The 25,975-nt window shown below is 69.8% G+C and carries 17 protein-coding genes; 9 read left to right on the forward strand and 8 right to left on the reverse strand.

Annotated elements, in window-relative coordinates; translation table 11 throughout:
- Positions 1-283: 283 nt before the first annotated feature.
- Positions 284-1,780, forward strand: coding sequence for an aldehyde dehydrogenase family protein (locus A7D27_RS03855; protein ID WP_069564129.1), 1,497 nt, complete (start codon positions 284-286; stop codon positions 1,778-1,780).
- A gap of 34 nt (positions 1,781-1,814) precedes the next feature.
- On the opposite strand, the gene A7D27_RS03860 is transcribed toward A7D27_RS03855, so the two are convergent.
- A complete protein-coding gene (locus A7D27_RS03860) occupies positions 1,815-4,787 on the reverse strand; it encodes a WG repeat-containing protein (protein ID WP_069564130.1) in 2,973 nt (990 codons plus the stop codon).
- A gap of 265 nt (positions 4,788-5,052) precedes the next feature.
- Between A7D27_RS03860 and A7D27_RS03865 the strand changes: the two genes are divergently transcribed.
- On the forward strand, positions 5,053-7,116 hold the full coding sequence (locus A7D27_RS03865) for a TerD family protein (RefSeq protein WP_069564131.1): 2,064 nt from the start codon (positions 5,053-5,055) through the stop codon (positions 7,114-7,116).
- A gap of 115 nt (positions 7,117-7,231) precedes the next feature.
- Here A7D27_RS03865 and A7D27_RS03870 read toward each other — a convergent pair whose 3' ends face one another.
- On the reverse strand, positions 7,232-12,097 hold the full coding sequence (locus A7D27_RS03870; protein WP_069564132.1) for an NAD-glutamate dehydrogenase: 4,866 nt from the start codon (positions 12,095-12,097) through the stop codon (positions 7,232-7,234).
- A gap of 334 nt (positions 12,098-12,431) precedes the next feature.
- Between A7D27_RS03870 and A7D27_RS03875 the strand changes: the two genes are divergently transcribed.
- From A7D27_RS03875 to A7D27_RS03905, 7 genes are all read left to right on the forward strand, one after another.
- The gene (locus A7D27_RS03875; RefSeq protein WP_069559637.1) at positions 12,432-13,178 is read left to right on the forward strand and encodes a carbonic anhydrase; all 747 of its coding nucleotides are present in this window, start codon (positions 12,432-12,434) and stop codon (positions 13,176-13,178) included.
- Positions 13,179-13,330: 152 nt separating this feature from the next.
- Positions 13,331-14,290 carry a MoxR family ATPase gene (locus tag A7D27_RS03880; protein WP_044412232.1) on the forward strand — a complete coding sequence of 320 codons (960 nt, stop codon included), beginning with the start codon at positions 13,331-13,333 and terminating at the stop codon, positions 14,288-14,290.
- A gap of 4 nt (positions 14,291-14,294) precedes the next feature.
- Entirely contained in the window at positions 14,295-15,227 is a 933-nt protein-coding gene (locus tag A7D27_RS03885; RefSeq protein WP_069559638.1) for a DUF58 domain-containing protein, read from the forward strand.
- Positions 15,224-15,718, forward strand: a complete 495-nt coding sequence (locus A7D27_RS03890; RefSeq protein ID WP_069564133.1) for a DUF4381 domain-containing protein — start codon at positions 15,224-15,226, stop codon at positions 15,716-15,718. The genes A7D27_RS03885 and A7D27_RS03890 overlap by 4 nt, the downstream gene beginning before the upstream one ends.
- Complete coding sequence (locus A7D27_RS03895; RefSeq protein ID WP_069564134.1) at positions 15,711-16,739, forward strand: VWA domain-containing protein; 1,029 nt, start codon at positions 15,711-15,713, stop codon at positions 16,737-16,739. Before A7D27_RS03890 ends, A7D27_RS03895 begins: the two co-directional genes overlap by 8 nt.
- Entirely contained in the window at positions 16,736-18,484 is a 1,749-nt protein-coding gene (locus A7D27_RS03900) for a VWA domain-containing protein (protein ID WP_069564135.1), read from the forward strand. Before A7D27_RS03895 ends, A7D27_RS03900 begins: the two co-directional genes overlap by 4 nt.
- A complete protein-coding gene (locus A7D27_RS03905; RefSeq protein WP_069564136.1) occupies positions 18,481-20,118 on the forward strand; it encodes a BatD family protein in 1,638 nt (545 codons plus the stop codon). The genes A7D27_RS03900 and A7D27_RS03905 overlap by 4 nt, the downstream gene beginning before the upstream one ends.
- Before the next feature lie 11 nt (positions 20,119-20,129).
- On the opposite strand, the gene A7D27_RS03910 is transcribed toward A7D27_RS03905, so the two are convergent.
- The 6 genes from A7D27_RS03910 to dapA all read right to left on the reverse strand — a co-directional run bounded on the left by A7D27_RS03910 (position 20,130) and on the right by dapA (position 25,952).
- Positions 20,130-21,368, reverse strand: a complete 1,239-nt coding sequence (locus tag A7D27_RS03910; RefSeq protein WP_069564137.1) for a hypothetical protein — start codon at positions 21,366-21,368, stop codon at positions 20,130-20,132.
- Positions 21,369-21,433: 65 nt separating this feature from the next.
- Complete coding sequence (locus A7D27_RS03915) at positions 21,434-21,883, reverse strand: YcgN family cysteine cluster protein (RefSeq protein ID WP_069559644.1); 450 nt, start codon at positions 21,881-21,883, stop codon at positions 21,434-21,436.
- Between the two features lie 775 nt (positions 21,884-22,658).
- Positions 22,659-23,591 carry a D-2-hydroxyacid dehydrogenase gene (locus A7D27_RS03920; RefSeq protein WP_069564138.1) on the reverse strand — a complete coding sequence of 311 codons (933 nt, stop codon included), beginning with the start codon at positions 23,589-23,591 and terminating at the stop codon, positions 22,659-22,661.
- Positions 23,591-23,884 carry a YcgL domain-containing protein gene (locus A7D27_RS03925; protein ID WP_044412257.1) on the reverse strand — a complete coding sequence of 98 codons (294 nt, stop codon included), beginning with the start codon at positions 23,882-23,884 and terminating at the stop codon, positions 23,591-23,593. Before A7D27_RS03925 ends, A7D27_RS03920 begins: the two co-directional genes overlap by 1 nt.
- Entirely contained in the window at positions 23,884-25,011 is a 1,128-nt protein-coding gene (rnd, locus tag A7D27_RS03930; protein ID WP_069564139.1) for a ribonuclease D, read from the reverse strand. The genes A7D27_RS03925 and rnd overlap by 1 nt, the downstream gene beginning before the upstream one ends.
- Before the next feature lie 86 nt (positions 25,012-25,097).
- A complete protein-coding gene (gene dapA, locus A7D27_RS03935) occupies positions 25,098-25,952 on the reverse strand; it encodes a 4-hydroxy-tetrahydrodipicolinate synthase (RefSeq protein ID WP_069564140.1) in 855 nt (284 codons plus the stop codon).
- Positions 25,953-25,975: the final 23 nt, after the last annotated feature.

Raw genomic sequence — 25,975 nt, forward strand, 5'->3', positions numbered from 1 at the left:
AAAGCCGCCGGTGACCAACACGGCGGCACAAAAACTGAAAAACGGAGCGCTGATGAAGTAAAGCCTGCCGCCCACGAGCGGCAGGCTCACTATCGCCCAGCCGCCATGGGCTGGCTTGACCCTGCGTGCCAGTGCTGTTGCCGCTGGATGACGGGGCGCCGCCCCTGCACGCAGGGTCATGTGCGCCTGGCAGGCAGAGTCAAGCCGGGCCGCAGCGGGGTTCGTAAGCTGGGGAACGCCCTTTCCGGGCCTTCCCTGAACTGCCTCGAACCCGGAGCCGCCCGTGAGCCACGCACTGATTCCCACCCTGCCCGCCGTCGACGCCTTCGTCGCCCGCCACCATGCCTCGTTCATCGACGGCGCCCAGCAGCAACCCGCCCAGGGCAGCCTGCGGCCGATCCACAACCCCGCCAGCGGCGAGGTGCTGGCACAGACCGTCCAGGCCGACCTGGACCAGGTGGATGCCGCCGTGCAGTCCGCCCGCGCTGCCTTCCGCTCCGGTATCTGGAGCCGCCTGGCCCCGGCCGAGCGCGAGCGGGTGCTGCTGCGCTTCGCCGACCTGGTGGAAGCCCATGGCGAAGAACTGGCCCAGCTGGAAGCCCTCAACCAGGGCAAGTCCATCCACCTGGCGCGCGCGGTGGAAGTGGGCGCCTCGGTGAACTACATGCGCTACATGGCCGGCTGGGCCACCAAGATCGAAGGCCAGACCCTCGACGTGTCCATCCCGGTGCCCGCCGGTGCGCGCTTCAACGCCTACACCCGCCGCGAACCGGCCGGGGTGGTGGCCGGCATCGTGCCGTGGAACTTCCCGATGATGATCGCCCTGTGGAAGGTGGTGCCGGCGCTGGCCTGCGGCTGCACCATCATCATCAAGCCGGCGGACGAGACCCCGCTGACCGCCCTGCGCCTGGCCGAACTGGCGCTCCAGGCCGGGGTGCCGGCCGGGGTGTTCAACGTGCTGGTGGGCGGGGCCGACGCCGGGGCCGCCCTGGTGGCCCACCCGCTGGTGAACAAGGTGTCCTTCACCGGCTCCACCGCCGTCGGCCGCAAGGTCGGCCACGCGGCGCTGGACAACCTGACCCGCTTCACCCTCGAACTGGGCGGCAAGAACCCCATGCTGGTGCTGCCCGATGCCGACATCGAGCAGGCCGTGGCTGGCGCCATCGGCGGCGGCCTGCTCAACCAGGGGCAGGTGTGCGCGGCGGCCTCGCGCCTGTACGTGCACGCCAGCCGCTACGACGCCTTCGTCGAGGCGCTCTGTGCCGGTGTCGCCGGCATGAAGGTCGGCCCCGGTCTGGACCCGGAGGCGCAGATCAACGCACTGGTCTCGCGCCGCCACCAGCAGCACGTCCTGCATCACCTGGGCCTGGCGCGGGAACAGGGCGCGCGGGTCTGCATCGGCGGCGGCCAGCCGGACCTGCCGGGCTTCTTCGTCGAGCCCACCGTGCTGGCCAACGTCAGCCAGTCCATGACCCCGGCCCGTGAGGAAATCTTCGGCCCGGTGCTGTCGGTGCTGCCCTGGACCGATCTGGACCAGGCCGTGGAGATGGTCAACGACAGCCCCTACGGCCTGGCCGCGAGCCTCTGGAGCAACGACCTGGGCCGGGTAATGGACCTCATCCCGCGCATCGAGGCCGGCACCGTCTGGGTCAACAACCACGTCCCGGTGGACCCCAACCTGCCCTTCGGCGGCTACAAGCACTCCGGCATCGGCCGCGAGTTCGGCCGCGCCGCCATCGAAGGCTTCACCGAGCTGAAGTCGGTGTGCATCACCTACTGATGCCCACGGGCCGCCTGCCCGGGCGGCCCACGCTTCAACCCCGCAGCCAGAGGAACCAGCCCAGCAGCCAGCGCCAGGCGGCCGGCGCTTCCGCCGGCAGCGCGCCACTGGCCTCGGCATGGCGCAACGCCCAGGCACGGGCCTGACGACCATCGCGCAGCGGGCTCCCACGTCGGCGATAGACCTCCACCGCCAGCAAACCCATGGCTGGCAGGTGACCCGCCTCGGCGGCCTGCAACAGGTGGTATTCGGCGGCGGCCCAATCGAGGGGCTCGCTGAGCAGCTCCAGCTCGCCACAGAACCCGTGCAAGGCGGTGATCACCGCCGCGTCACCGGCGTCGCCGGGGTGCTCCAGGTAATTCCAGGCGTGCTGCCGGGCCTCCAGCCACAGGCGCTCGGCGGCGGCTTGGTCGTCCTCGGCCGAGGCCTGCTCGGCCAGCAGCTCCACCAGCGCCCGGGTGGCAGCGCCATGGCCGTCGGCGGCGGCGATGCGCCAGTGCTCGCGGGCGGCGTCCAGGTCCACCGACGTGCCCTGCCCCTCGCGGTGGCAGCGCCCCAGCAGGTAGCGCCCCTCGTGGTGCAGCGCCTGGGTCACGCTGGTCACCGCCACCAGGTAATCGGCCGCTGCCAGGGCCCGCGCGCCGTCCACCGGGCCCGCAGCCGGGTCCAGCCACAGGCGCGGCTCCAGGGCCGCCGCCTCGAAGCCTTCGTCCAGCTCGTGCTCCGACGCCCGCACCCGCGCCACCCAGTCACGGGCGGTCAGCAGGGCGTCGTCTCCGCCCGTGCCTTGCAGCACCAGGCGCGCAAGCTGTAACCAGGCGCCCGCGCTCGGCGTGCCCGTGCCACCATCCAGCGCACAGGCCCGGCGTGCCCAGGCGTAGGCCTCGGTCGGGGAAGCGGCCAGGCGCGACAAGGCCAACGCAGCCTGCAGATCGCCGGCCCGGTAGCGCGCCTGCCAGGCCGCCTGGGCACTCTGCCGGGGCTGGCCGGGGCAGACGAAACAGGACTGTGCCTGCCCCGCCTCCCAGGCCTCGGCCAGTACGTCCTGCCCACGGCTCCAGGCATCGAGCAGTTGTTCGCGGGTGTCATCGTCCAGCCGTGGCAACCAGAACGATTGCCCCGCCAGGGCACTGAAGCAGCCTTCCAGCGCAAGTTCGCCCGTTTCCCGCCACAGGCGCAGGCCCAAGCTGAAGCCCTCGGGGCCGTCGAGGCGTTCGAAGGTCAGCAGCAGCGGCTGGTCCGGCAGCTCCAGCACCTCGACCCCGGCGTGCCAGCCGGGCAGCGCGGGCTCGCCACGGGCCAGGCTCCAGAGCTGCTGACGGTCCTGCTCATCGGTGCGCTTCAGCCAGCGCTGGTTGCCGTTGCCCAGGGTTTCCACCCGCCCCGGCGACGGCGGCACCCACTGCCGTTCGCGTTCGTCGATCACCGCGCACCCCTGCTGATCGCGCACACGGATCAGCAGCCGCGGCGCGTCGGGCTCGCCACCGCCCTCGGCGATCCACGCCGCCAGGCTGCCGTCCGGTTCCGGCGCATTGCGCCAGGGGTCGGCCGGCAACGGCGCGGCCCCCTGGCCGAGCCCCAGCGGTTCGATCTCCGTGTAGCACGGGGCCACACGCCAGTCGCCCAGCGCCGGCAGCAGGCCGTGCAGGCCGTTGCGGGTCACCCGGTAAATGCCCTCGGCCTGCAGGGGGTGCCGGTAGGGCTCGTAGCAGTCCACCTCATCCCATTCGCAGGGCACCGCCTCGCGGCCGTCGATGCCGACCCAGCCCTGGCGGCCGTCCCGCCACACGCGCCAGCCGCGATGGTCGTGTTCCTTCCGCCACTCCACCTGGTCGTAACGGCAGGCCAGGCGCTCCTGGCCCAGCTCGTCCAGCAGGCCCCAGCGGCCGTCCGCCATCACCCAGGCCAGGCCCGGGGCATCGAAGGCGAGCGTGCCACCGAAGGGCCGTGTGTCCTGGTAGCGGGGCGGTGCCCGCCACTGACCGTCGAGGTCGAGGAAGCCATAGTGCGCCCCCTCCCGGGCCCGCAGCAGGTCTTCGGTTTCCCGGCGCAGTTCGGGAAAGCGCGGCGTCAGCCGCCACTGGCCGCTGGGAATGTGCATCAGCCCCAGCAGGCCGCCCTGGCTGGCCACCATGTGGTCGTCGCTGGCGCTGTCCACCACCGCGTCGAATTGCGGGGCCAGCAGCAGCTCCACCGACGGTTCGATCTGCAGCACACCCCACAGCGTGCCCTGGCGTACCCAGACGCGGATGAAGCTGTGGCGGTCCGGCAGGATGGCGTCCCAGCGCGGGGCCTCGTGCCAGGTGCCGTCCGCCTGGCTGACCAGGCCCCAGCGACCGCCCTGGGCGTGGGCCCGGTAGCGGTGCTCCCACCAGGGGTCATGTTCCACCGGCTCGCGGGTCGGCAGCTCGGGGAAGGGGTGCTCCAGCGCGGCGAACCCACCCAACAGCCCCAGCGCTTCGAACCAGGGGTGACGCAGGGTGCCGAAGCCGAACCCACGGTGCCACTCGCCCAGTTCCTCGAAATCCATCACGCCGGTGAGGCGGTGCAGGTCCGCCGTGCCGTCGGCCAGGGCCTGGAGCCGGTCATCGGCGTTCCAGCGCCAGAAGCCGCTGCGCGAGGGGGCGTTGCGGTCGAACGGCCCGGAAACGGCATCCAGGTCGCCCTGCAGCCAGGCCAGGCCCTGGTCCTCGGCTGCCGTCCGCAACCATGCCTCCACCGCCGCCAGGCACAGGCCCAGGGCGGGCACGCGGTAGAACTGCGGGTGCGCCTGCAGCCACTCGCTCAGCCGCTGCCAGTTGGCCAGGGCCTGTTCCAGCGGCACCCGCAGGCCAATGGCCGGCACCTGGTAACCCGCCGTGGCCGGGGTGACGGCCGGCACCTCGCGGGCACCGCCCAGCAGCACCAGCCACAGCGCCGGGACCTCGCCACAGAAGGCCAGGCAGCGCGGCGGCGCGTCGTCCTGCCCGAGGTGCAACCAGGCGCCCGAAGCCGCCTCCCATGCCATGCCCTGCTCCATGCCGTCATCCCGCCCCCGAGGGCCTGCGAAAAAATGCGCAATGATGGCGCGGCCCGGGCAGCGCCACCAGAGCGGCGCCCCTGGAAATGCGAAGGCGTCGAAGCTTAGCGACTTCGACGGTTTTCCTGCCGACCGAAGCCGCACTATCATCGCGCCGTGGCTATGGGCGTCCTTCCTTCTACCTCTGAAACTAGGGTGCCCGCTTTCCACACCGCCCACCGCCTGGTGGGCTTTTTCATTTCCAGGAGCTGATGTGAACGGACTCTTCCTGCGGCGCAGCCGTCGTTTCGTACTGGAGCCCGGGGCCGGCGGTGCCAGCCCGAGGGACGTGGTGATGGTGCAGCAGGAGGTGGAGAACCTCGGTTTCGTGCTCGACGAGCCCCTGGTGGAGCGGCTGGCCACCCAGTCCACGGCACAACTGGCCGAGGTGCTGGTCGAGCTGCGCACCACCCTGGCCGCGCTCACCGGTGCCCACCGGCAGTACCGGCCCCTGTTCCCCGAGTTCCCCCGCAGCGTGCGCCAGGTGCCCGAGTACGCGCTGTATCAGCGCGCGCTGCACCACTACCTGACCCTGCTTCGCGAACACCCGGCCACGCCGGACGCGCCCATGCCGCTACTCAATGGTCGCGCGCCCCGGCTGATCCGCCTGGGCAGCGTGGCCGAGCGCGAGGCGATCTTCACCCGCCTGGCTGCCTCCAGCAGCTCGCTGTCGGTGGAGGACCGGGACGACCTGCGCACCTTCGTCAGCGTCTATGGCGAGGGGGTGATGCGGCTGCTGCCGGCAAGCATCCCGTTCAAGGAAAACCTCGCGCTGATCGCCGCGCTGCTGCTGCGCCATGGGCCGTTCGATGGCGCCGAGGCCTTCGCCAGGGCCCAACTGCGCACCGCCACCGATGTGCTGCGCCTGGCCGTGTGCCTGTGCGAGGGCGATGCCTCACTGGCCCAGGCCTGCCGCTTCAAGGGCCTTGCGCGGCGCGAGCGGCGCCTGCTGCTGGGGCTGTTGGAAGCCTGCCCGGCGCCGGTGGAAGACATGCTGCGCTGGAAGGAGCGCTGGAAGCGCCTGGGCGAAGCCCTGCACCCCGGCCAGTGGCGCGAGCGCTTCCCCCAGGCCTGGGACGCCTTCCAGGTGCTGCGTGAAGACCGCCCCTTCGAAGGGTTCAACAGCCGCGTCGAACAGGCCCTGGCGGCGGGCCACAGCGCCGACGCCACCCGCCTGCTGCGCACCCGTCCCGGTGAGCTGGCCCGTCGGCTGGACCACCTGCTGCGCAGCGGTGACCAACCCGAGGACGTCCTCGCCACCTTCGCCCGCGTGGCCGAGCAGGTGTCCACCGCTGTGCTGCTGCAGGCCCTGGCGCATTTCCAGCACCGCGGCCAGGCCGCACTGCGCACCTTCTTCCCCAAGGGCGATGCCGCCCGCGCCTGGTGCACGCCGGAGCAACGCCCGGCGCTGCCGGGCACGCTGCGCACCCAGGTCATCGCTCACCTGCGCGCGGCCCTGGTGGCGCGCTTCGCCACACGCCCGCCGCTGGGTCGCTGCTACCTGGACCCACGGCTGGCGGAGCTGAAGGTGCCGCTGGCCCAGCGTTCGGCCGCCAAGGCACTGCGCACCCTGGTGCGCGGCAGCCGCCTGCCGCTGCCGGACACCCGCTTCATCCGCCTGTTCCTCTGGTGGACCAACGGCCGCGAGCGCACCGACATCGACCTCTCGGCGGCGTTCTTCGATGGCGGCTTCGGCTACCGCGACCTGGTGTCCTACTACAACCTGCGCCACTACGGCGGGCACCACAGCGGCGACATCGTCGACGCCCCGAACGGCGCGGCGGAATTCATCGACCTGGGCCTGGAGCTGCTGCGCAAACGCGGCATCCGCTTCGTGGTCACCTGCATCAACAGCTACACCCGCCAGCCCTATTGCGACCTGCCGGAGTGCTTCGCCGGCTGGATGGCCCGTGACCAGGTGAACTCCGGGCAGCCCTTCGAGGCACGCACCGTGGAAGACCGCCTGGACCTGGCCAGCGACCAGCAGACCTGCCTGCCCTTCATCCTCGACCTGGAGGCGCGGCAGGTGATCTGGACCGACATCGGCCTGGGCGGCTACCCGCGCTGGAACAACGTGGCCAACAACCTCAGCGGCATCGCCCTGATGCTCCGGGCCATGAGCGACCTGGCCACGCCGGATCTCCACACCCTGTTCGAGCTGCACGCCGAGGCCCGTGGCAGCGAGGTGGACGACCCCGCCGAGGCCGACCTGCGCTTCGGACCCGACGGCGACATCGACCCGCTGGACCTCGACCGCATTCGCGCCGAGTTCCTCTGAGGCACGCCTCGGCAGGCTGGTGTGGCAGTGCCTGCCGCGCAACGGGCAGGCAGCCGAAAAAAAGCCCCGCACACAGGCGGGGCTGAGAGCACAACAACTCAGGGTCGACCGGGCATCAGGGGATGTTCACCCCGTGCTGGCCGCTCAGGGCCAGGTCCATCAGCTCACGGTTGGCCACGGCGTACATCGCGTAGTCCGTGCCGGTGGCGGCGCGCAGTTCGGTGAGCATCACCTTCCAGCGCTCCACCAGCGGGCGGTGCTGTTCCAGCCAGAGCGCGACACGCTCGTCCATGTCCGCCGGGGCATCGGCCATCTGCAGCACAGAAATGGTGATCGCCCGCTGCTGACCGTCGAGGTCATCGCGGAAGGCTTCGCGGGCCAGCGCCTGCCAGTTGTTCTCCACCGGCAGGCCGGTGATCTGCTGCAGGTACCAGGACAGGTCCAGCGCGCCGCCGATGGCGAAGTAGGCGGCCGCCACTTCGGCGGCATCCTTGCCGGTGACGTCGGCGGCTTCGATGATCGGCAGCAGCGTGTACAGGTGGCTGGTGCCGGCGACGACGCGGGCCAGTTCCTCCGGTGCGCCGGCTTCGACGTAGGCCTGGTAGCGGGCCAGCCACTGCTCGCGGGCGGGGCCTTCCAGCAGTTCGTCCAGGCGGCCGGCCAGTTCGGCGACGCGGGGGCCGAAGTGGCCGACGTCACGGGCGGCGTTCTGGTCTTCGCGGCGGCTGCGCAGGAACCAGCGGGTGGCGCGGCGGCCGAGGCGCATCAGCTCGTCCATCAGGGTCAGTTGCAGTTCGGCGGGCACCTTGTAGTCCAGGGCCTCGATCTGCTTCCACCAGTGCGCCAGGCGGAACACGTCGCGCACCACCACGTAGGCGCCGGCGACGTTGGCGGCGCTCATGCCGGTGGACTCCTTCAGGCGCTGCACGAAGGTGATGCCCATGTGGTTGACCAGGTCGTTGGCGATCTGGGTGCTGATGATCTCGCGCTTCAGGCGATGGCGGCGCATGGCCTCGCCGTACTTCTCGGCCAGCAGCGGCGGGAAGGCGGTCTCCATCTCGCGGGCGAGGTAGTCGTCGTCCGGCACCAGGGATTTGAGCAGCGATTCCTTGAGGTCGATCTTGCTGTAGGAGATCAGCACCGACAGCTCGGGACGGGTCAGACCCTGGCCGTTGGCGAGGCGCTCGTTGAGTTCCTCGTCGCTGGGCAGGAACTCCAGGGCACGGTCCAGCTTGCCGGCGGCTTCGAGAGCGGCGATCAGGCGCTTGTACTCGCTGATGCGCTCGCGGGCGCGGCGCTGGGCCAGGGAGAGGGCCTGGGTCTGCTTGTAGTTGTTGCCGAGCACCAGGTTGGAGACGGCGTCGGTCATCTTCGCCAGCAGGGTGTTGCGCTGCTTGCCGGTCATGTCGCCGGCCGCGACGATCTCACCCAGCAGGATCTTGATGTTCACCTCGTGGTCGGAGCAGTCCACGCCACCGGCGTTGTCGATGAAGTCGGTGTTGCTGGCACCGCCGGTGAGGCCGAATTCCACGCGGCCGAGCTGGGTCATGCCCAGGTTGCCGCCCTCGCCCACCACCTTGGCGCGCAGTTCGCGGCCGTCCACGCGCAGGGCGTCGTTGGCCTTGTCGCCGACGTCGGCGTGGCTTTCCTTGCTGGACTTGACGTAGGTGCCGATACCGCCGTTCCAGATCAGGTCCACCGGGGCCTTGAGCAGGGCGTTGAGCAGCTCGGTGGGGGTCAGCTTGTCGGCCTGGATGTCGAAGCGCTCCTTCATCTGCGGGCTGATGGCGATGCTCTTGGCGCTGCGCAGGAAGATGCCGCCGCCTTCGGAGATCAGCTTGGTGTCGTAATCGGCCCAGGAGGAACGCGGCAGGTCGAACATGCGCTTGCGCTCGACGAAGCTGCTGGCGGCGTCCGGGTTGGGGTCGATGAAGATGTGCATGTGGTTGAAGGCGGCCACCAGCTGCAGCTTGTCCGACAGCAGCAGGCCGTTGCCGAACACGTCGCCGGCCATGTCGCCGATGCCGATGACGGTGATGTTGTCCTTCTGCACGTCGATGCCGTGCTCGCGGAAGTGCCGCTGCACCGAGACCCAGCCACCCTTGGCAGTGATGCCCATGCCCTTGTGGTCGTAGCCGGCAGAGCCGCCGGAGGCGAAGGCGTCGCCCAGCCAGAAGCCGTATTCCTGAGCGATGCCGTTGGCGATGTCGGAGAAGGTCGCGGTGCCCTTGTCGGCCGCCACCACCAGGTAGGGGTCATCGGCGTCGTGGCGCACCACGTTGGCCGGCGGCACCACCTGGCCGTCCTTGAGGTTGTCGGTGATGTCCAGCAGGCCGCTGATGAAGATGCGGTAGCAGGCGATGGCCTCGGCCTGGATCTCGTCACGGCTGCCGCCCACCGGCAGACGCCGGGGGATGAAGCCACCCTTGGCACCCATGGGCACGATGACGGCGTTCTTCACCTGCTGCGCCTTGACCAGACCCAGCACTTCGGTACGGAAGTCTTCCTCGCGGTCGGACCAGCGCAGGCCGCCGCGGGCGACGTCGCCGAAGCGCAGGTGCACGCCTTCGACGCGCGGGCAGTAGACGAAGATCTCGAACTTGGGCACCGGACGCGGGATGTCGGGGATCAGCCGCGGGCTCAGCTTGAAGCTGAAGTAGCCCTTGTTCTGGCCGTTGGCGTCGGGCTGGTAGAAGTTGGTGCGCAGGGTCGCCTTGATCAGGTCGAGGTAGCGCCGCAGGATGCGGTCCTCGTTGAGCACGGCGACGTTGTCCAGCTCGCCGAGGATGGCCTGTTCGAGCTTCTGCTGCTTGTCTTCCAGGTCCTCGGCGGAGAGCTTGCGGGCCAGGTAGAAGCGGGTCTTGAACAGCCGCACCAGTTCCTTGGCGATGTTGGTGTGGTTGAGCAGGGTGCTGGCGATGTAGGACAGGTCGAAGCCCAGGCGGATCTGCTTCAGGTAGCGGGCATAGGCGCGCAGCAGAGCCACGTCGCGCCAGGGCATGGAGGCGGTCAGCACCAGGCGGTTGAAGGCGTCGTTCTCGGCGTCGCCGCCGACGATGTGGACGAAGGCGTCCTGCAGGGTGTCGTTGAGTTCCTGGATGTCCACCTCGACGCCGGCAGCGGCGGTGAAGGCGAAGTCATGGACCCAGAATTCACGGCCGTCCTGGCGGGTCAGGCGGTAGGGAAACTCGCCCAGCACGCGCAGGCCGAGGTTCTCCAGGATCGGCAGCACGTCGGACAGCGGCAGCGGCGTGTCGGCGTGGTAGAGCTTGCAGTGCAGCAACTGCTCGCCCTGGGTCAGCGGCTGGTAGAAGCTCATCACCAGTGGGCGCTGCTCGGACAGGCTGTACAGGTGCTGCATGTCGACCACCGCCGAGTGCGCTGCAAAGCGCTCGCGGTAGCCGGCGGGGAAGCCTTTCGGGAAGTCGGCCAGCACGCGGGTGCCCTTGGCCTCGCCGAAGGTTTCGTTGATCAGGCTGGCGTAGTCGTCCTTCCAGGAACGGCAAGCCTGGATGACTTCCTTCTCCAGGCGCACGGGATCGACCACGGCCTTGTTCTTCGGGTCCAGGCGCAGGATGAACTGCACGCGGGCCAGCACGGACTCGGAGAAGAAGGTCCAGAACTCGCAGTCGGTCGCCTGCAGGCGATCCATGAGGATCTGCTGGATCTTCACCCGGCTCTCGGTGGAGTAGACGTCACGCGGGACGTAGGCCAGGGCGTAGGCGAAGCGGCCGTAGGGGTCGCGGCGCAGGAACAGGCGGATCTTGTTGCGCTCCTGAATCTGCACGATGGCCATGGCGGTGGCGAACAGGTCGTCCACCGGGGTCTGGAACAGGTCGTCGCGGGGCAGCACTTCCAGCACCTGGCCCAGTTCCTTGCCCAGGTGGGCGCGGGGGTCGAAGCCGGAGCGACGCTGGATCTCGGCGACCTTGTCGCGGATGTAGGGAATGCGGGTGACGCTGTCGGCGTACACGCCGGAGGTGTACAGGCCCATGAAGCGGCATTCCTTGACCACCCGGCCCCTGGCGTCCAGTTCGCGGATGGAGACGAAGTCCGGGTAGGCGGGGCGGTGCACGCGGCTCGGCTCGGCGGCCTTGGCGAAGGACAGCAGCACCGGGCCGCGCAGGTAGTCGACGGCTTCCTGCTCGACATGCAGGTCGGCCTTGGTCAGGCCGGCGCGGCGCAGGCGCGAAACGCCCAGCAGGGACTTCTCGTCATACACCAGGTGGCCGCCGGCCTCACCCTCGTCCACCACGGTGAACTCCTCGTAGCCGAGGAAGGTGAAGTTGTTGTCCACCAGCCAGTTCATGAAGACCTTCACCTCGGCCAGTTCGGCCGGGTCCACCTTCAGCTTGGCCTTGTCCAGCCAGGCCAGCAGTTCGCGGGCCTTGGCGGTCATGGGTTTGAAGTCGGCGACGGCGACACGCACCTCACCCAGCACGTCTTCCAGCGCCTTCTCCAGCACCTTGAGAGCAGCGGGGGCGGCAACCCGGTCGATCTCCAGGAACATCAGCGATTCCTGCTGCACGTCCTTGCCCTGGGTGCCCTTGGGCAGCACTTCCTGCAGCGCGCCCTTCTTGTCGCGGCGCACGCTGAGCACGCTGTTCTGCAGGGTGTGGATGTTGTAGCCGCGGCGGTTCAGCTCCATGCGCACCGAGTCCACCAGGAAGGGGATGTCCGGGTGCAGCACTTCGACGGCGGTGTGGGTGGACTGCCAGCCGTGCTTCTCGTAGTCCGGGTTGAACGCGCGGATCTGGGGCTTGGCGGGATCGAAGCGTTCCAGCAGGCGCCACGACGACAGGGTGCAGCCCACCAGGTCGGACAGGCGCCGCTGGGTGAGTTCGTCGAGGGCGATGATGCCGAAGAACTGATCGGCGAACAGGGTTACTTGTGGCAAGACCTGCTCGCTGACGTGCTGCGCCAGTGCCACCTGCAGTTGATGCTGGAAGTCGGCTTTGCTGGCCGCGGTGAAGAACGCCATGGTTGTGCTCCGCTTGGCTCTGTTGTTGGGGGTTAAGCGTAGAACGCTTATCGCGCGGTGATGGATCAGGAGGAGATTCAGGCAGTGTGACGGGCCGGAACCGCTTGGGACCGGGCAGTCACCCTCGCGGACAGATTAAGGGCGGCACCCGGTGCGACGCTTTTAGTCCTGCGACATATTCGGTCAATCTCGGACAGCCACCTTCAGCAAGCCGACACAGCTCACGGAAGGAGGACGACATGAGTGCTTCAGTGACGCCTACAGCGCACCCACAGCGACAGGACCGGTGTGCCCCCTACACTCACCACTCCCCTTTCTCACCGGAGCACCCACCATGTGCACCTGCCACGACCCCCACACCCCTGACCGCCCGGAGCGCCGGCACTTCCTGCGCCTGGCCGGGATGACCGCCGCTGCCGTCGCCGCCGTGCCCCTGCTGAGCCACACCGCTCTGGCCGCCGACCCGACTGCGGCACCGCCCAAGCCGCAGAACCGCCTGGCCCCCGACGCGGCGCTGGACCGGCTGAGGCAGGGCAACCAGCGCTACGTGGAAGGCCTGACCCGCCGCCACGACTTCCTCACCGAGCGCGAGGCGCTGGTGTCGGCCCAGAACCCCTACGCGGCGGTGCTGAGCTGTGCCGATTCGCGCATCGCTCCGGAGTACGCCTTCGACACCGCGCGGGGCGACCTCTTCGCCGTGCGTGTGGCCGGCAACATCGTCAATGACGATGGCCTGGCCAGCCTGGAATACGGCGTGGCCGTACTTGGCATCCCGCTGCTGATGGTGCTCGGTCACGAGGGCTGCGGCGCCGTGGAAGCCGGCCTCAAGGTGGCCCGCGACGGTGCCCGCTACCCCGGCCACATCCAGGCCCTGGCGGCGGCCATCGCGCCGTCGGCGAAGGCGGTGCTCAAGCAGGAGGGCAACGCCCTGGACAACGCCATCGCGCAGAACGTGCGGGACAACCTCAAGCAGCTCACCGAGCGCTCCACGCTGCTACGCGACGCCGTCGCCGAAGGCCGCCTGAAGGTGGTGGGCGGCGTCTACCGGCTGGCCAGCGGCAAGGTCGAGCTGATCGCCTGAGCCCTGACGGGCCGGGCGCACAGCGCTCGGCCCGTCACGATTTCGACGCGCGCTCGCGTACTCGCCTAAGCCGCCGACCTCTGCTTGGATTAAAGTACCCCGCCTTCTCCGAGGGCCCAGGCTGCCCCCGTCCACCCCGAGCGAGCCCGACGATGGAACACCGCGATGCACTGGTCGCCCTGCGACAGTACCTTTCCACCCAGATTCTCGGTCAGGAAAAACTCATCGATCGGCTGCTGATCGCACTGCTCGCCGACGGCCACCTGCTGGTGGAAGGCGCGCCGGGCCTGGCCAAGACCAAGGCCATCAAGGACCTCGCCGAAGGCGTGGAGGCCGAGTTCCACCGCATCCAGTTCACCCCCGACCTGCTGCCCGCCGACATCACCGGCACCGAGATCTACCGCCCGGAGACCGGCAGCTTCGTGTTCCAGCAGGGACCGATCTTCCACAACCTGGTGCTGGCCGACGAGATCAACCGCGCGCCAGCCAAGGTGCAATCCGCACTGCTGGAAGCCATGGCCGAGCGCCAGGTGTCCATCGGCCGTTCCACCTACGACCTGCCGCCGCTGTTCCTGGTGATGGCGACCCAGAACCCCATCGAGCAGGAAGGCACCTACCCGCTGCCCGAGGCCCAGCTCGACCGCTTCCTGATGCACGTGAAGATCGGCTTCCCCGAAGCCTCGGTGGAACGCAAGATCCTCCAGCAGGCCCGTGGCGTCGCCCTCAACGGTGAGACCCGCCCCGAGCACCAGGTCAGCCAGCAGGCGATCTTCGCCGCACGCAAGGAAATCCTCGGCCTGTACATGGCCGACGCTGTGGAGGAGTACCTGGTGCAACTGGTGATGGCCACGCGCACCCCGGCCAAGTTCGACGCCGAGTTGGCCGAGTGGCTGGCCTACGGTTCCAGCCCGCGCGGCTCCATCGCCCTGGACCGCTGCGCGCGGGCCCATGCGTGGATGGCCGGGCGCGACTTCGTCAGCCCCGAGGACATCCAGGCGGTGCTCTTCGATGCGCTGCGCCATCGCCTGATCCTCACCTTCGAGGCCGAGGCCGCGGGGATCGACCAGGACCGCGTGCTGCAACGCATCCTCGACGTGGTCGCCGTCGCCTGACGCCATGACCAGCCCGGCAGCCGTCCCCGGCGTGCAGGTCAGCCTCGCCGAGCTGATCGAGATCCGCCACCGCGTGCGCGAGGTGCAACTGTTCTCCACGCCCTCGCGGCGCAGCCCGCTGATCGGCCTGCACCACTCCAAGCTGCGCGGGCGCGGGGTCGACTTCGACCAGGTGCGCGTCTACCAGCCGGGCGATGACGTGCGCACCATCGACTGGCGCGTCACCGCGCGCACCCAGGAGCCCCACACCAAGCTGTTCCACGAGGAGCGCGAGCGCCCGGTGTTCATCGTCGTCGAGCAGAGCCAGCGGCTGTTCTTCGGCTCCGGGCGGATGTTCAAGTCGGTGCTCGCCGCCCACGCCGCCAGCCTCATCGGCTGGGCCGCCCTGGGCCACAACGACCGCATCGGTGGGCTGGTCTTCAGCGATGCCGAGCACCACGAGATCAAGCCCCGGCGCAGCAAGCAGAGCCTGCTGCAACTGCTCAACCGCCTGGTGCGCGCCAACCAGGGTCTGGGCACCGCCCAGGCGACGCCCCGCGAAGGGTTCAGCCTGGCCCTGCGCCGTGCCCGCGAGGTGCTGCGCCCCGGCAGCCTGGTGGTGATCCTCTGCGACGAGCGCACCCTCTCGGACACTGCCGAACAGCAACTGGCACTGCTGGCCCGGCACACCGACCTGATTCTGTTGCCGCTGTCCGACCCCCTCGACCACGCGCTGCCGGCCGCCGGGCTGCTGCGCTTCAGCGAGCTGGGGGCCCAATTGGAGCTGGATACCCACAACCCCGAGCTGCGCCAGGCCTACCGCGAACAGGGCGAGGCCCGCCGTGCCCGCTGGCAGCGCCTGGCCCTGCGCCTGGGGGTGCTGCTGCTGCCGCTGTCCACCCAGGAAGAAATGGTCGACCAGTTGCGCGACCACCTGCAGCGTGGGGCGCGGCGATGAACCCGCTGGACCAGCTCGAACCCCTGATCGCCCCCGCGCCCGTGCCGTTCTGGCCCCCGGCGCCGGGCTGGTGGCTGCTCGCCGTGCTGCTGCCGCTGCTGGTCTGGAGCGCCTGGCGCCTGGCCCGGCGGCTGTCGCGGCAGCGCCAGGAGGCCGAGCAGGCCCAGCCCCTGGACCCGATGCGCGAGGCCGCGCTGCAGGAGCTGGCACAACTGGCCAAACCCTACGACGGCGCCCATGCCGGCCCCTGGCTGCAGCAACTCAATGCGCTGCTCAAGCGCCTGTGCCGGCAACGCTACCCCGACGCCCAGGTGCTGACCCTGAACGGCCGCGCCTGGCTGGCCTACCTGGACAACCGCTGCCCCGCCGCCGGCCTGACCCGCTGGATGGTGCTGGTGGAGGGCGCCTACCGCCCGCAGTGCAAACTCGACGACAAGGCCATCGCCGGCCTGCACCAGGCCGTCGAAACCTGGATACGCAAGCATGTTTGAGCTGGCCTGGCCCTGGATCTTCCTGCTGGCGCCGCTGCCCTGGCTGCTGCGGGTGCTGCTGCCGCCGGCCGACAGCGGCGAGGCGGCGCTGAAGGTCAGCTTCCTCGGCGAATTGGAGGCCCTCGCCGGGCGCCGCGCCCGAGCCAACCTGCCGGCCTGGCGCCAGCAGGCGCCCTTCGCCCTGCTCTGGCTGCTGCTGCTGTGCGCCGCCGCGCGCCCCGAGTGGGTCGGCGAGCCACAGCCGCTGCCGGCCAGCGGCCGCGACCTGCTGGTGGCGGTGGATGTGTCCGGCTCCATGGACTACGCCGACATGCGCCTGGACGGCAAGCCGGTCAGCCGTCTGGCGCTGGTGCAGCACCTGATGGGCGAGTTCATCGACGGCCGGGTGGGCGACCGCATCGGCCTGATCCTCTTCGGCAGTCAGGCCTACCTGCAGGCACCGCTGACCTTCGACCGGAAGACCGTGCACGTGTGGCTGGACGAGGCGCTGATCGGCATCGCCGGCAAGAACACCGCCATCGGCGACGCCATCGGCCTGGCGGTGAAGCGCCTGCGCCAGCGCCCGGCCAACAGCCGCGTGCTGGTGCTGGTGACCGACGGCGCCAACACCGGCGGCCAGATCGAGCCCTTGACCGCCGCGCGCCTGGCCGCCGAGGAAGGCGTGAAGATCTACACCATCGGCATCGGCGCCGACCCCGAGCAGAGCGGCATACCCGGTCTGTTCGGCCTCAACCCGGCGCTGGACCTGGACGAGCCCACCCTGCGGCAGATCGCCGAGCAGACCGGCGGCCAGTACTTCCGCGCCCGCTCCAGCCAGGAGCTGACCGAGATCGAACTGGCACTGGACACGCTCGAACCGGTGAGCCAGTTGCCCAGCCAGGCACGCCCGGCCCTGGCGCTGTACTGCTGGCCACTGGGGCTGGCGTTGCTGCTGAGCCTGGTGCTGATCGCCCGTGAACTCTGGCCCGACCTGCCCCAGCAGGGGCTGGCCTGGGCCCGCAACCGCTGGAGGCGCTCATGAGCGAACTCTGGCCCCACTGGTCGCGCCCGCTGTGGCTGCTGCTGTTGCCCCTGCTGCTGTGGCTGCTCTGGCAGCTGCTGCACCGCGAACGCCGCACCGGCCGCTGGCAGCAGTTGCTGCCCCTGCACTTCCAGCCCTGGCTGCTGGGTGGCGGGCGCCAGCGCGGCAGCCGGCTGCCGTGGATCGCCCTCGGCCTGGCCTGGCTGCTGGGCCTGCTGGCGCTGCTCGGCCCCAGCTGGCAGCGGGTGGAGCAAAGCACCCAGAAACGCGCCGACCCGCTGGTGGTGATTCTCGAACTGACCCCCTCGATGCTCGCCGGCGACGTGCCGCCCAGCCGCCTGGAACACGCCAAGCGCAAGCTGCGCGACCTGCTGGACGCCCGCCGCGACGCGCAGACGGCCATCGTCGTCTACGCCGGCAGCGCCCACAGCCTGGTGCCGCTGTCGGACGACCTGATGACCGCCGGCAACCTGCTGGACGCCCTCAAGCCGGCGATCATGCCCGAGCCCGGCCAGCGCGCCGACCTGGCGGTGCAGAAGGCCCTGGCGCTGCTGGAGCAGGGGGCCCGCGGCCAGGGCCGGCTGCTGCTGATCACCAATGGCCTCAGCGAGGCCGAGCGCACTGGCATCCGCAAGGCCCTCGGCTCGCGCAGTGACCGCTTGTCGATCCTCGGCATCGGCACCGCCCAGGGCGCGCCCATCGCCCAGGACAACGGCGGCTTCCTCAAGGACGCCCAGGGCGCCATCCTCCTGCCGCGCCTGGACGCACAGGGGCTCAAGCGCTTCGCCGGCGACCTGGGCGGCAAGTACGCCACGGCCCGGGTGGATGAGCGCGACCTGCGCAACCTGGGCCTGCTCGGCGGGGCCACCACCCTGCGTGACAGCGGCGAGACCACCCGCCTGGAAGCCTGGGCCGACCAGGGCCACTGGCTGCTGCTGCCGCTGCTGCTGATCGCCGCCTGCGCCGGCCGCCGGGGCTGGATCTTCTGCCTGCCGCTGTTCTTCGTGCTGCCCCGCCCTGCCCTGGCCTTCGAGCTGGACGACCTGTGGCTGCGCGCCGACCAGCAGGGCCAGCGCCTGCTGGAAGCGCAGCAACCGGCAGAGGCCGCACAGCGCTTCCAGGACCGCGCCTGGCAGGGCTATGCCCTCTACCAGGCTGGCCAGTACGGCGAGGCTGCCGAGCGCTTCGCCGCCGGCGACAGCGCCGCCGATCACTACAACCGAGGCAATGCCCTGGCCAAGGCCGAGCAACTGGAAGCCGCGCTGGATGCCTACGATTCGGCCCTGGAGCGTCAGCCCGACCTGCAGCCGGCGTTGAAGAACAAGGCCCTGGTGGAGGCGCTGCTGAAGCAGCGCCAGGCCCAGGCCGAGCAGCCCCAGCCCACCTCCACGCCACAACAGCAGCAACAGACCGGCCAGGACGATGCCGCCCAGGACGCGCCCAAGGGCACGCCCCAACCGGCGGAGCAGGACGCCCAGCCCGACTCCGGCCAGGACCCGCAGGCCGCAGAGGCCGAGCAGAAGAACGGCCAGGGTGCCGGCGGCCAGGACCAGCAAGCGGCCAACGCCCAGCCCTCCGAACCGGACGGCGAGCCACAAGCGCTGGACAGCGAGCACGAGCCCCTGGGCGACGAACGCCGCCAGTCCCTGGAGCAGTGGCTGCGACAGATTCCCGACGACCCCGCCGAACTGCTGCGCCGCAAGTTCTGGTACGAACAGCAACGCCGCCAGGAAAACCAAGAATGAAGCGCCTGACCTGCGCCCTGATCCTCCTCCTGCTGGCCAGCCTCGCCCACGCCGCCGGCTTCACCGCCAGCGTCGACCGCACCCGCCTCAGCGAAGGCGAGACAGTGGAGCTGGTGCTGGAGTCCTCCGACCCGACGCTGTTCGGCAAGCCGGACCTGTCGCCGCTGGAGTCGCTGTTCGATGTCCTCGGCACCCGCCAGATCAACCGCCTGAGCACCCTCAACGGCCAAAGCAACCGTGCCACCCGCTGGATCGTCACCCTGCAGCCGAAGCAGACCGGCTATGTGGTCATCCCGCCGCTGAAGCTGGGCGAGGCCGAGACCCAGCCGATCCCGCTGCACATCCAGAAGAACGACCCCAACGCGGACTCCGGCAAGCTGGCACCGGTGTTCATCGACGCCAGCCTGGACCAGGAAAGCGTCTACGTGCAGGCCCAGGCCATCCTCACCCTGCGCATCTACCACTCGGTCTCGCTGTACGACGACAGCAGCCTGACGCCGCTGCAGATGGCCGATGCGCGCATCGAGCAACTGGGTGAGCCGCGCACCTACGAGAAGGAGATCAACGGCGTGCGCCATGGGGTGATCGAGCTGCGCTACGCGATCTTCCCGCAGAAGAGCGGCCAACTGATGATCCCCTCCCAGGTGTTCAGCGCGACCCTGGCCGAACGCAGCAGCCAGGACGCCTACCAGCCCTTCGGGCCGCGCCCGGGCCGCCTGACGCGGGTCAGCTCGCCACAGATCCCCCTGGCGGTGAAGCCGCGCCCGGCGGACTACCCGGCCGATGCGCCGTGGCTGCCGGCGCGCAACCTGACCCTGGTGGAAGCCTGGAGCCCGGAGCCGGACAAGGCGCAGGTCGGCGATTCCCTGACCCGCAGCCTGATGGTGAAGACCGAAGGGCTCTCCAGCGCGCAGATCCCGGCGCTGCCGGCCACCAGCGCCAATGACCTGCGCCGCTACCCGGACCAGCCTCAGTTGGCCAATGAGGTGGGCGAGCGCGGAGTGACCGGCAGCCGCGAGGAGCGCGAGGCGCTGGTGCCCACGGCGGCCGGGCGCATCGAGCTGCCGGCAGTGGACGTGGTGTGGTGGAACACCCGGGACGACCGCCTGGAGCACAGCCGCCTGCCGGCCCGCACCCTGGAGGTGGCGGTGAACCCGGCGATGGAGCCGGAAGCCCCGGTGGAAACACCCGGTGCCGACCAGCCGACCCAAGCCGGCCCGCCGCTGTGGCCCTGGCAACTGGCGACGCTGATCCTGGCGCTGACCACGCTGCTGGGCTTCGGCCTGTGGTGGCACGCCCGCCGCCAGCCGGCGATCCTGCCGACGGTGCAGACCGGGCCGAGCCCGCGCACGCTGCTGGACGACCTCAAGCGCGCCTGCCAGGCCAACGACCCGCAGGCGACCCGCCAGGCGCTGGACGCCTGGGCGCGCCAGCAGCCGGAAACCCTGGCGGAGATGGCGGCGCGCTTCGTGCCGCTGTCGGATGCGATGGACGGTCTGAACGGCGCGCTCTACAGCGAGAGCGGCCAGCACTGGCAGGGCGAGGACCTGTGGAAGGCGATCCGCGCGCTGCCGGCGCGCCAGGTGCAGCAGCAGACCACGGCCAGCGCGCTGCCGCCGCTGTACCCGCACTGATGCGCTGAGGGCTATCGGGCGGCCTTGTCGTCCAGCAGCGGCGTGTCGAGGGTTCTGGAGGGGCCGCCGAGGACGTTCTCGGCGATGCCGACGAAGTCTGCCGTGGCGACCTTGTCCAGGCGCATCAGCCCGCGCACCACGTCATCGAGGGAGTGAGCGCCCTTGCTGCTCTTGCGGATCTCTTCGTCGAGGTCCTGCAGCAGCAGCACGGCGCGGGCGGTGGTCGGCCCGGTGGAATGCTCACCGCGCAGGTTGGTGACCTTGCGGCTCCAGCGCTTCAGGTGGGCGCGCACCTTGTGGTAACGGTCCTCACTGAGCCCGCCGGCGCGGCGCATCAGTTCGATGGCGTAGTACTCGGCGATGCCTTCGCTGATCCAGTCGCTGCGCTCGGTGTCCTGGATGCGGGTGAACACATGCACCAGTTCGTGCACCAGGGAGCTGGTGCCGTTCTCGCTGACCAGCGGGCGGTCGGCGTGCATGAAGAAGGAGTTGGGCCCGGACAGCCCGCCGCGCCACATGGGGTCGCCGGCGCCGACGATCAACAGCTTGCCGGGGTCGCGGGGGAACACTGCCTGGGCGTGGGGCCAGACGAAGGTCAGCAGGGTGAGGATGTCCATCCGCCGCATGCCCTCGCCCACCGGGGCGCTGATGGTGACGTCGGTGTTGCCCAGTTCGGTGCGGCGACTGCCGAGCTTGCCGGCGATGATCCAGCCGGTGGGGCGGTCGAACACGCGCTCGGCGTTGTCCACGCGGAAGCGGTTCTTGCCGACGCGGGTCCAGCCGGTTTCCACGGAGGTCCAGCCCTTGGGCAGTTCGAACTGGATGCGCGCGGCCAGGTCGGTGCCTTCCACCACGTCGGCCCGGGCCGGGGGCACCAGGTCGTCGCCGCGCAGCAGGGCCCAGTCGGGGGTCATCCGCGCATCGAAGGTGCCGTTGCCGCGGTCATGGGTGATGCGCACGCGGTAGCTGAGGGTGGCCTTGCCCGGTGCGGGTTGCCAGGTGCCTCGGCCGGCGCCTTCCTGCTGCCATTGGCCGTCGGCCTTGAAGTCGCTGTAGTAGCCCTTGTCGCCCAGGTCGAAACTGAGGCTGCGGACCTTCTCGCCCTCCTCTACCACCAGTTGGACTTCGGCCTGGTCGCTGTCGGGCAGGAAGCGAACCCTGTAGTCGAGGTCGGTGCGCTTGGCCGCCAGCAGCGGGGCACTGAACAGCAGGGCGGTGGCGGACAGCAGCAGGGTGGCGCGGTGGGACATGGCGGGCTTCCTCGTGGCGATTTCCCTATGACGCGGCGAACGGCGATTCGATCCCTTGGGGTGCGCTAGCCGGCGCGGAAGATCATGTAGTCCTCCCAGTCGTCCTCGGCCACCTTGGTCTCGCTGACCATGCGCCCGGACTGGGAGATGCCGGCGTTGTGCACGGCCTCGGGGTCGCCGCAGACCAGCGGGTGCCAGGGCGGCAGGTCCTTGCCCTCGGCCACCAGGCGGTAGCCGCAGGTGGGCGGCAGCCAGCGGAACTCGTCGGCCTGGGCCGGGGTGAGCTGGATGCAGTCGGGCACGAAGTCGCGGCGCTTGGGGTAGTTGGTGCAGCGGCAGGTGTTGAGGTCGAGCAGCTTGCAGGCGATGCGGGTGTAGTACACCGCGCCGTCGTCTTCGTCCTCGAGCTTCTGCAGGCAGCACAGGCCGCAGCCGTCACACAGGGACTCCCACTCCTCCTGATCGAGTTGAGCGAGGGTCTTGCGCTTCCAGAAGGGTTCGACTTTGGCGGCCATGGCGATCTGACTGGGTGAAGGGGCGCGGTAGTCTAGTCGCGCCGACGGTGCCGGCCAAGCACCGCCGACCCAGGAGCGACCGGTAGCGCGGTGTAAGGAAAATCGTTCGCAATATCCTCCAGCAGCGCCGCCCCGACGGTGGATCGGTGGAATGCGGCCCGCCCGATACACCTCCCTGACGTAGCCCGGTCTTCAGCCCGGGAACGGAGCCCGCCATGGGATTGATGGCCTCTCCCTCCGCGTGGGTCGATGAAGCGCGACCCACCCTACAAGAGCCATGGCAGGGATTCCGTAGGATGCGGTGAGCTAACCGCATCGAATCCGAATCGCCCGGCGATGATGGGCTTCGCACAGCTCAGCCCATCCTACGTTCCGATGGATTCCCCCCACGCGAGCCATGGCAAGGCTCCGTAGGATGCGGTGAGCTGTGCGAACCGCATCGAATCCGGGACGCCCGGCGATGATGGGCTTCGCACAGCTCAGCCCATCCTACATTCCGGTGGATTACCCCCACGTGAGCCGTGGCAGGGGCATCCGTAGGATGCGGTGAGCTGTGCGAACCGCATCGAATCCGGGTCGCCCGGCAATGATGGGCTTCGCACAGCTCAGCCCATCCTACGTTCCGATGGATTACCCCCACGCGAGCCGTGGCAGGGGCATCCGTAGGATGCGGTGAGCTGTGCGAACCGCATCGAATACGGGACGCCTAGGCAATGATGGGCTTCGCACAGCTCAGCCCATCCTACGTTCCGGTGGATTATCCCCACGCTTGGGGTCAATAGCCGCGCTGGAAATCCACTTCGCCGCGGAGCGGTTGGCCTTGCCGGAAGCGGGTGAGGTTGTCGGTGAACAGCCTGACCAGCGGCTCGGCCAAGGTGGGGGCGGAGCTGTGGCCGGTGAGCAGCAGGCGCGGGGCGCGCCAGAAGGGGTGCTCGGCCGGCAGCGGTTCCTGGCGGCAGACGTCGATGACGGCGCCGGCCAGTTCGTTGGCTTCGAGGGCCGCGACCAGGTCGTGATCCACCACCGCAACGCCACGCCCGGCGTTGATGAAGAGCGCGGTGGGCTGCATGCGCTGGAACAGCGCACGGTTGTAGAGGTCCTGGGTGGCGGGGGTGTCCGGCAGCAGGTTGACCACGCAGTCGGCCCAGCCGATCTGGTCGGGCAGGGCCTCAAGGCCGGCGACCTCGGCAAAGGGCTCCAGCGGACGCGGCTGGCGGGCGATGCCGCGCAGCTCGACACCGAAGGGGGCGAGGAAGCGCCCGACGCTGCTGCCGATGTCCCCGGCGCCCACCACCAGCACCCGTCGCCCGGCGAGGCTGCGCGGCAACCGGCCATCCCAGCGGCCTTCTACCTGGCTGGCCAGGCGCGCCAGCAGCGCGCGCTCGTGGGCCAGCAGGTAGGTCAGCACGTATTCGGCCATCACCTGGCCGAAGATGCCGACGGCGCGGGTGAGGCGGTACTGGCGCGACAGGCCCTCGGCCAGCAGCGGGGTGATGCCGGCCCAGGTGGACTGCGCCCATTCGGGCCGGAGCCCCTGGCGCAACAGCTCGGCGAGGCGATCCGGGCTGCCCAGCCACACCGGGCAGTCGGCGGCCAGGCGGGCCAGTTCGTCAGGCGAATCTGCAGCCAACAGTTCCAGTTCGGGGGCGAGCTCGCTCAGCAGTTCGGCGTGGCGGGCATGGTTGGAGTCGGCGAGAAGGACGCGCATCAGACCGGGTCGTTCATGCGCAGGAGCTCTTCGGGCAGGTGCTCGATGTACTCCTCTTCACCCGGCGGCATCTGCAGGTGGTAGCCCTGCTTCTCGATGTTCTCCAGCACCTTGTGGATGTCCTCGCGGGCCAACTGGCGCTCGGGGCTGAGGACCAGGTCGAAGGTGTGCCGGGGGGCGCCGAAGGCGGCCAGCAATCCTTCGGGCACGCGGCTGAGGGCTTCGGCCTTGTCGACGTAGAGGTACATCTCGTTCTTGCGGGGGCTCTTGTAGATTGAGCAGATGCGTTTCATCAGGCGGTCTCTCCGGCCAGGACGTCCAGCAGGGCCTGGCCCATCAGTTCGCGGCGCCAGCCACGCAGGCCTTCGGGCAGTTGGTAGGGGCCGTTGGGGAAGCCGCTCTTGATGAGGGCTTCGAGGTGTTTCTTGCGCAGCATCAGCTCGGGGGCGATGCCCAGGCGCTCGGCCTGGGCCTGGCCGACGGCGCGCAGCTTCTTGAGCAGGCCGTTGACTTCGGCGGGCAGCGGCTCGGGCAGTGCCTCGGGCCATTCGGCGGGCGGCAGTTCGGCCGCTTCGCGGATCAGCTTGAGCAGGGTGTTGCCGTCCTGGCGGACGGTGCGCGGGTGCATGTCTTCGATGCGCGAGAGGGCGACCAGGTTGTCCGGCTGGAAACGCGCCATGGGCCACAGGGCGTGCTCGCGGATGATGCGATTGCGCGGCTGGTCGCGGCGGCGGGCCTCGGCCTCGCGCCAGGCGTAGAGGGCGCGGAGCACGGCCAGTTGCTGGCGGGACAGTTTCCAGCCGAGCTTGGACTCGCGGTACAGCGTCTGGGGGTCGGTCTCGCGACGCAGGTTGGCCACCAGTTCGGCGCCGTCTTCGAGAACCCAGGCGCGCTTGGTGGCGTCGAGACGCTGGTCGAGGATGCGGTAGATCTCGGCCAGGTGCACGGCGTCCTCGGCGGCGTAGCGCTCCTGCATCTCGGTGAGCGGGCGCTGCAGCCAGTCGGAGCGGGTCTCTTCCTTGGGCAGGTCGATGCCGAGCACGGCGTTCACCAGGCGCGAGTAGCCCATGGAGTAGCCGATGCCGAGGTAGCCGGCGGCGAGCTGGGTGTCGAGCAGCGGTTGCGGCAGGCTGCCGGTGAGCCGCAGGAAGACTTCGAGGTCTTCGCCACAGGCATGCAGCACCTTGGTCACGGCGGGGTCTTCGAGCAGGGCGGCGAAGGGGCGCCAGTCCTGGATCAGCAGGGGGTCGATGAGCCAGGCCGTCTCGCCGTCACCGACCTGGACCAGGCCGGCCTTGGGGTAGAAGGTGTCGACACGCATGAACTCGGTGTCCAGCGCGACGAAACTCAGTCGGCGCCAGCGTTCGCAGTGGGAGGCCAGTTTGGCGTCGTCGCGAATCCAGTGAAAATCGATGGCCACAAGGCTCTCCTCGGTTCAGAGGCGCGAAGTATATATCGCAACCCCGGCGCCGCCCCACCCGGCCCGGCGGGCGGGCGGCAGCCGGCTCAGACGAGCAGGCTGCGCAGGCGCTCCACCAAGGCCGGCGAACTGGGCTGCATGGGCTCGCGCAGCTCATCGCGGATCAGCCCGCGCTGGGCCAGCAGGCTCTTCACCGGTGCGGGGTTGGGCTCGGCGAAAGCCAGTTCGATCAGGGGTTGCAGGCTGTGCGCGAGGGCCCGGGCACGGGCCAGGTCGCCCCGCTGCACGCAGGCGGCCATCTCGACGAAACGCTCGGTGTGGTGGTGGGCGGAGGCGGCGATGGCGCCACTGCCGCCCAGGCAGAGGGTGGTGAACACCTGGTTGTCTTCGCCGGCCAGCACGGCCAGTTGCCCGTCGGCGATCAGGGCCTGGGTCTTGCCGGTGTCGCCGCCGCAATCCTTGAGGGCGACGATGCGGGGATGGCGGGCGAGCTGGCGCAGGGTGTCGAGGGCCAGGGTGGCGCCGGTGCGGTAGGGGATGTCGTAGAGGATTACCGGCAGCCGGGAGGCGTCGGCGATGCGGCTGAACCAGTTGAGCAGGCCGGCCTGGGAGGGGCGGATGTAGTAAGGCGCCGGGACCAGCACGCCGCCGATGAGACGCGGCTGGATGGCGTCGAGCATGCCCAATACGTCGTTGAGGTTGTTGCCGGCCAGGCCCATCACCAGGCGTTCGCCGGGCACGACCTCAAGCAGGGCATCCAGCACGGCGAGGCGCTCGTCGCGGCTGAGGGCGGCGGCTTCGCCGGTGCTGCCGCAGGCGACCAGGCCGGCTGCTCCGGCATCCAGCAGGTGCCGGGCGAGGCGTTGCAGGGCGGGCAGGTCGAGTTCGCCGTCGGCGAAGGGGGTCACCAGGGCGACCCAGATTCCAGAAAACGCGGGCATTGCTTCACTCCTTCAGGCTGACC

The sequence above is a fragment of the Pseudomonas sp. 1D4 genome, assembly GCF_001728925.1.
Taxonomy (GTDB): Bacteria; Pseudomonadota; Gammaproteobacteria; order Pseudomonadales; family Pseudomonadaceae; genus Metapseudomonas; species Metapseudomonas otitidis.

Bases quoted from the DNA above. Each gene is read 5' to 3' on its own strand.
- A7D27_RS03920 (WP_069564138.1), bottom strand. From the start codon at position 23,591: ATGCGCGTCCTTCTCGCCGACTCCAACCATGCCCGCCACGCCGAACTG.
- A7D27_RS03885 (WP_069559638.1), top strand. From the start codon at position 14,295: ATGACCAGCCCGGCAGCCGTCCCCGGCGTGCAGGTCAGCCTCGCCGAG.
- A7D27_RS03925 (WP_044412257.1), bottom strand. From the start codon at position 23,884: ATGAAACGCATCTGCTCAATCTACAAGAGCCCCCGCAAGAACGAGATG.
- A7D27_RS03905 (WP_069564136.1), top strand. From the start codon at position 18,481: ATGAAGCGCCTGACCTGCGCCCTGATCCTCCTCCTGCTGGCCAGCCTC.
- A7D27_RS03890 (WP_069564133.1), top strand. From the start codon at position 15,224: ATGAACCCGCTGGACCAGCTCGAACCCCTGATCGCCCCCGCGCCCGTG.
- A7D27_RS03875 (WP_069559637.1), top strand. From the start codon at position 12,432: ATGTGCACCTGCCACGACCCCCACACCCCTGACCGCCCGGAGCGCCGG.
- A7D27_RS03900 (WP_069564135.1), top strand. From the start codon at position 16,736: ATGAGCGAACTCTGGCCCCACTGGTCGCGCCCGCTGTGGCTGCTGCTG.
- dapA (WP_069564140.1), bottom strand. From the start codon at position 25,952: ATGCCCGCGTTTTCTGGAATCTGGGTCGCCCTGGTGACCCCCTTCGCC.
- A7D27_RS03860 (WP_069564130.1), bottom strand. From the start codon at position 4,787: ATGGCATGGGAGGCGGCTTCGGGCGCCTGGTTGCACCTCGGGCAGGAC.
- A7D27_RS03915 (WP_069559644.1), bottom strand. From the start codon at position 21,883: ATGGCCGCCAAAGTCGAACCCTTCTGGAAGCGCAAGACCCTCGCTCAA.
- A7D27_RS03880 (WP_044412232.1), top strand. From the start codon at position 13,331: ATGGAACACCGCGATGCACTGGTCGCCCTGCGACAGTACCTTTCCACC.
- A7D27_RS03910 (WP_069564137.1), bottom strand. From the start codon at position 21,368: ATGTCCCACCGCGCCACCCTGCTGCTGTCCGCCACCGCCCTGCTGTTC.
- A7D27_RS03870 (WP_069564132.1), bottom strand. From the start codon at position 12,097: ATGGCGTTCTTCACCGCGGCCAGCAAAGCCGACTTCCAGCATCAACTG.
- A7D27_RS03895 (WP_069564134.1), top strand. From the start codon at position 15,711: ATGTTTGAGCTGGCCTGGCCCTGGATCTTCCTGCTGGCGCCGCTGCCC.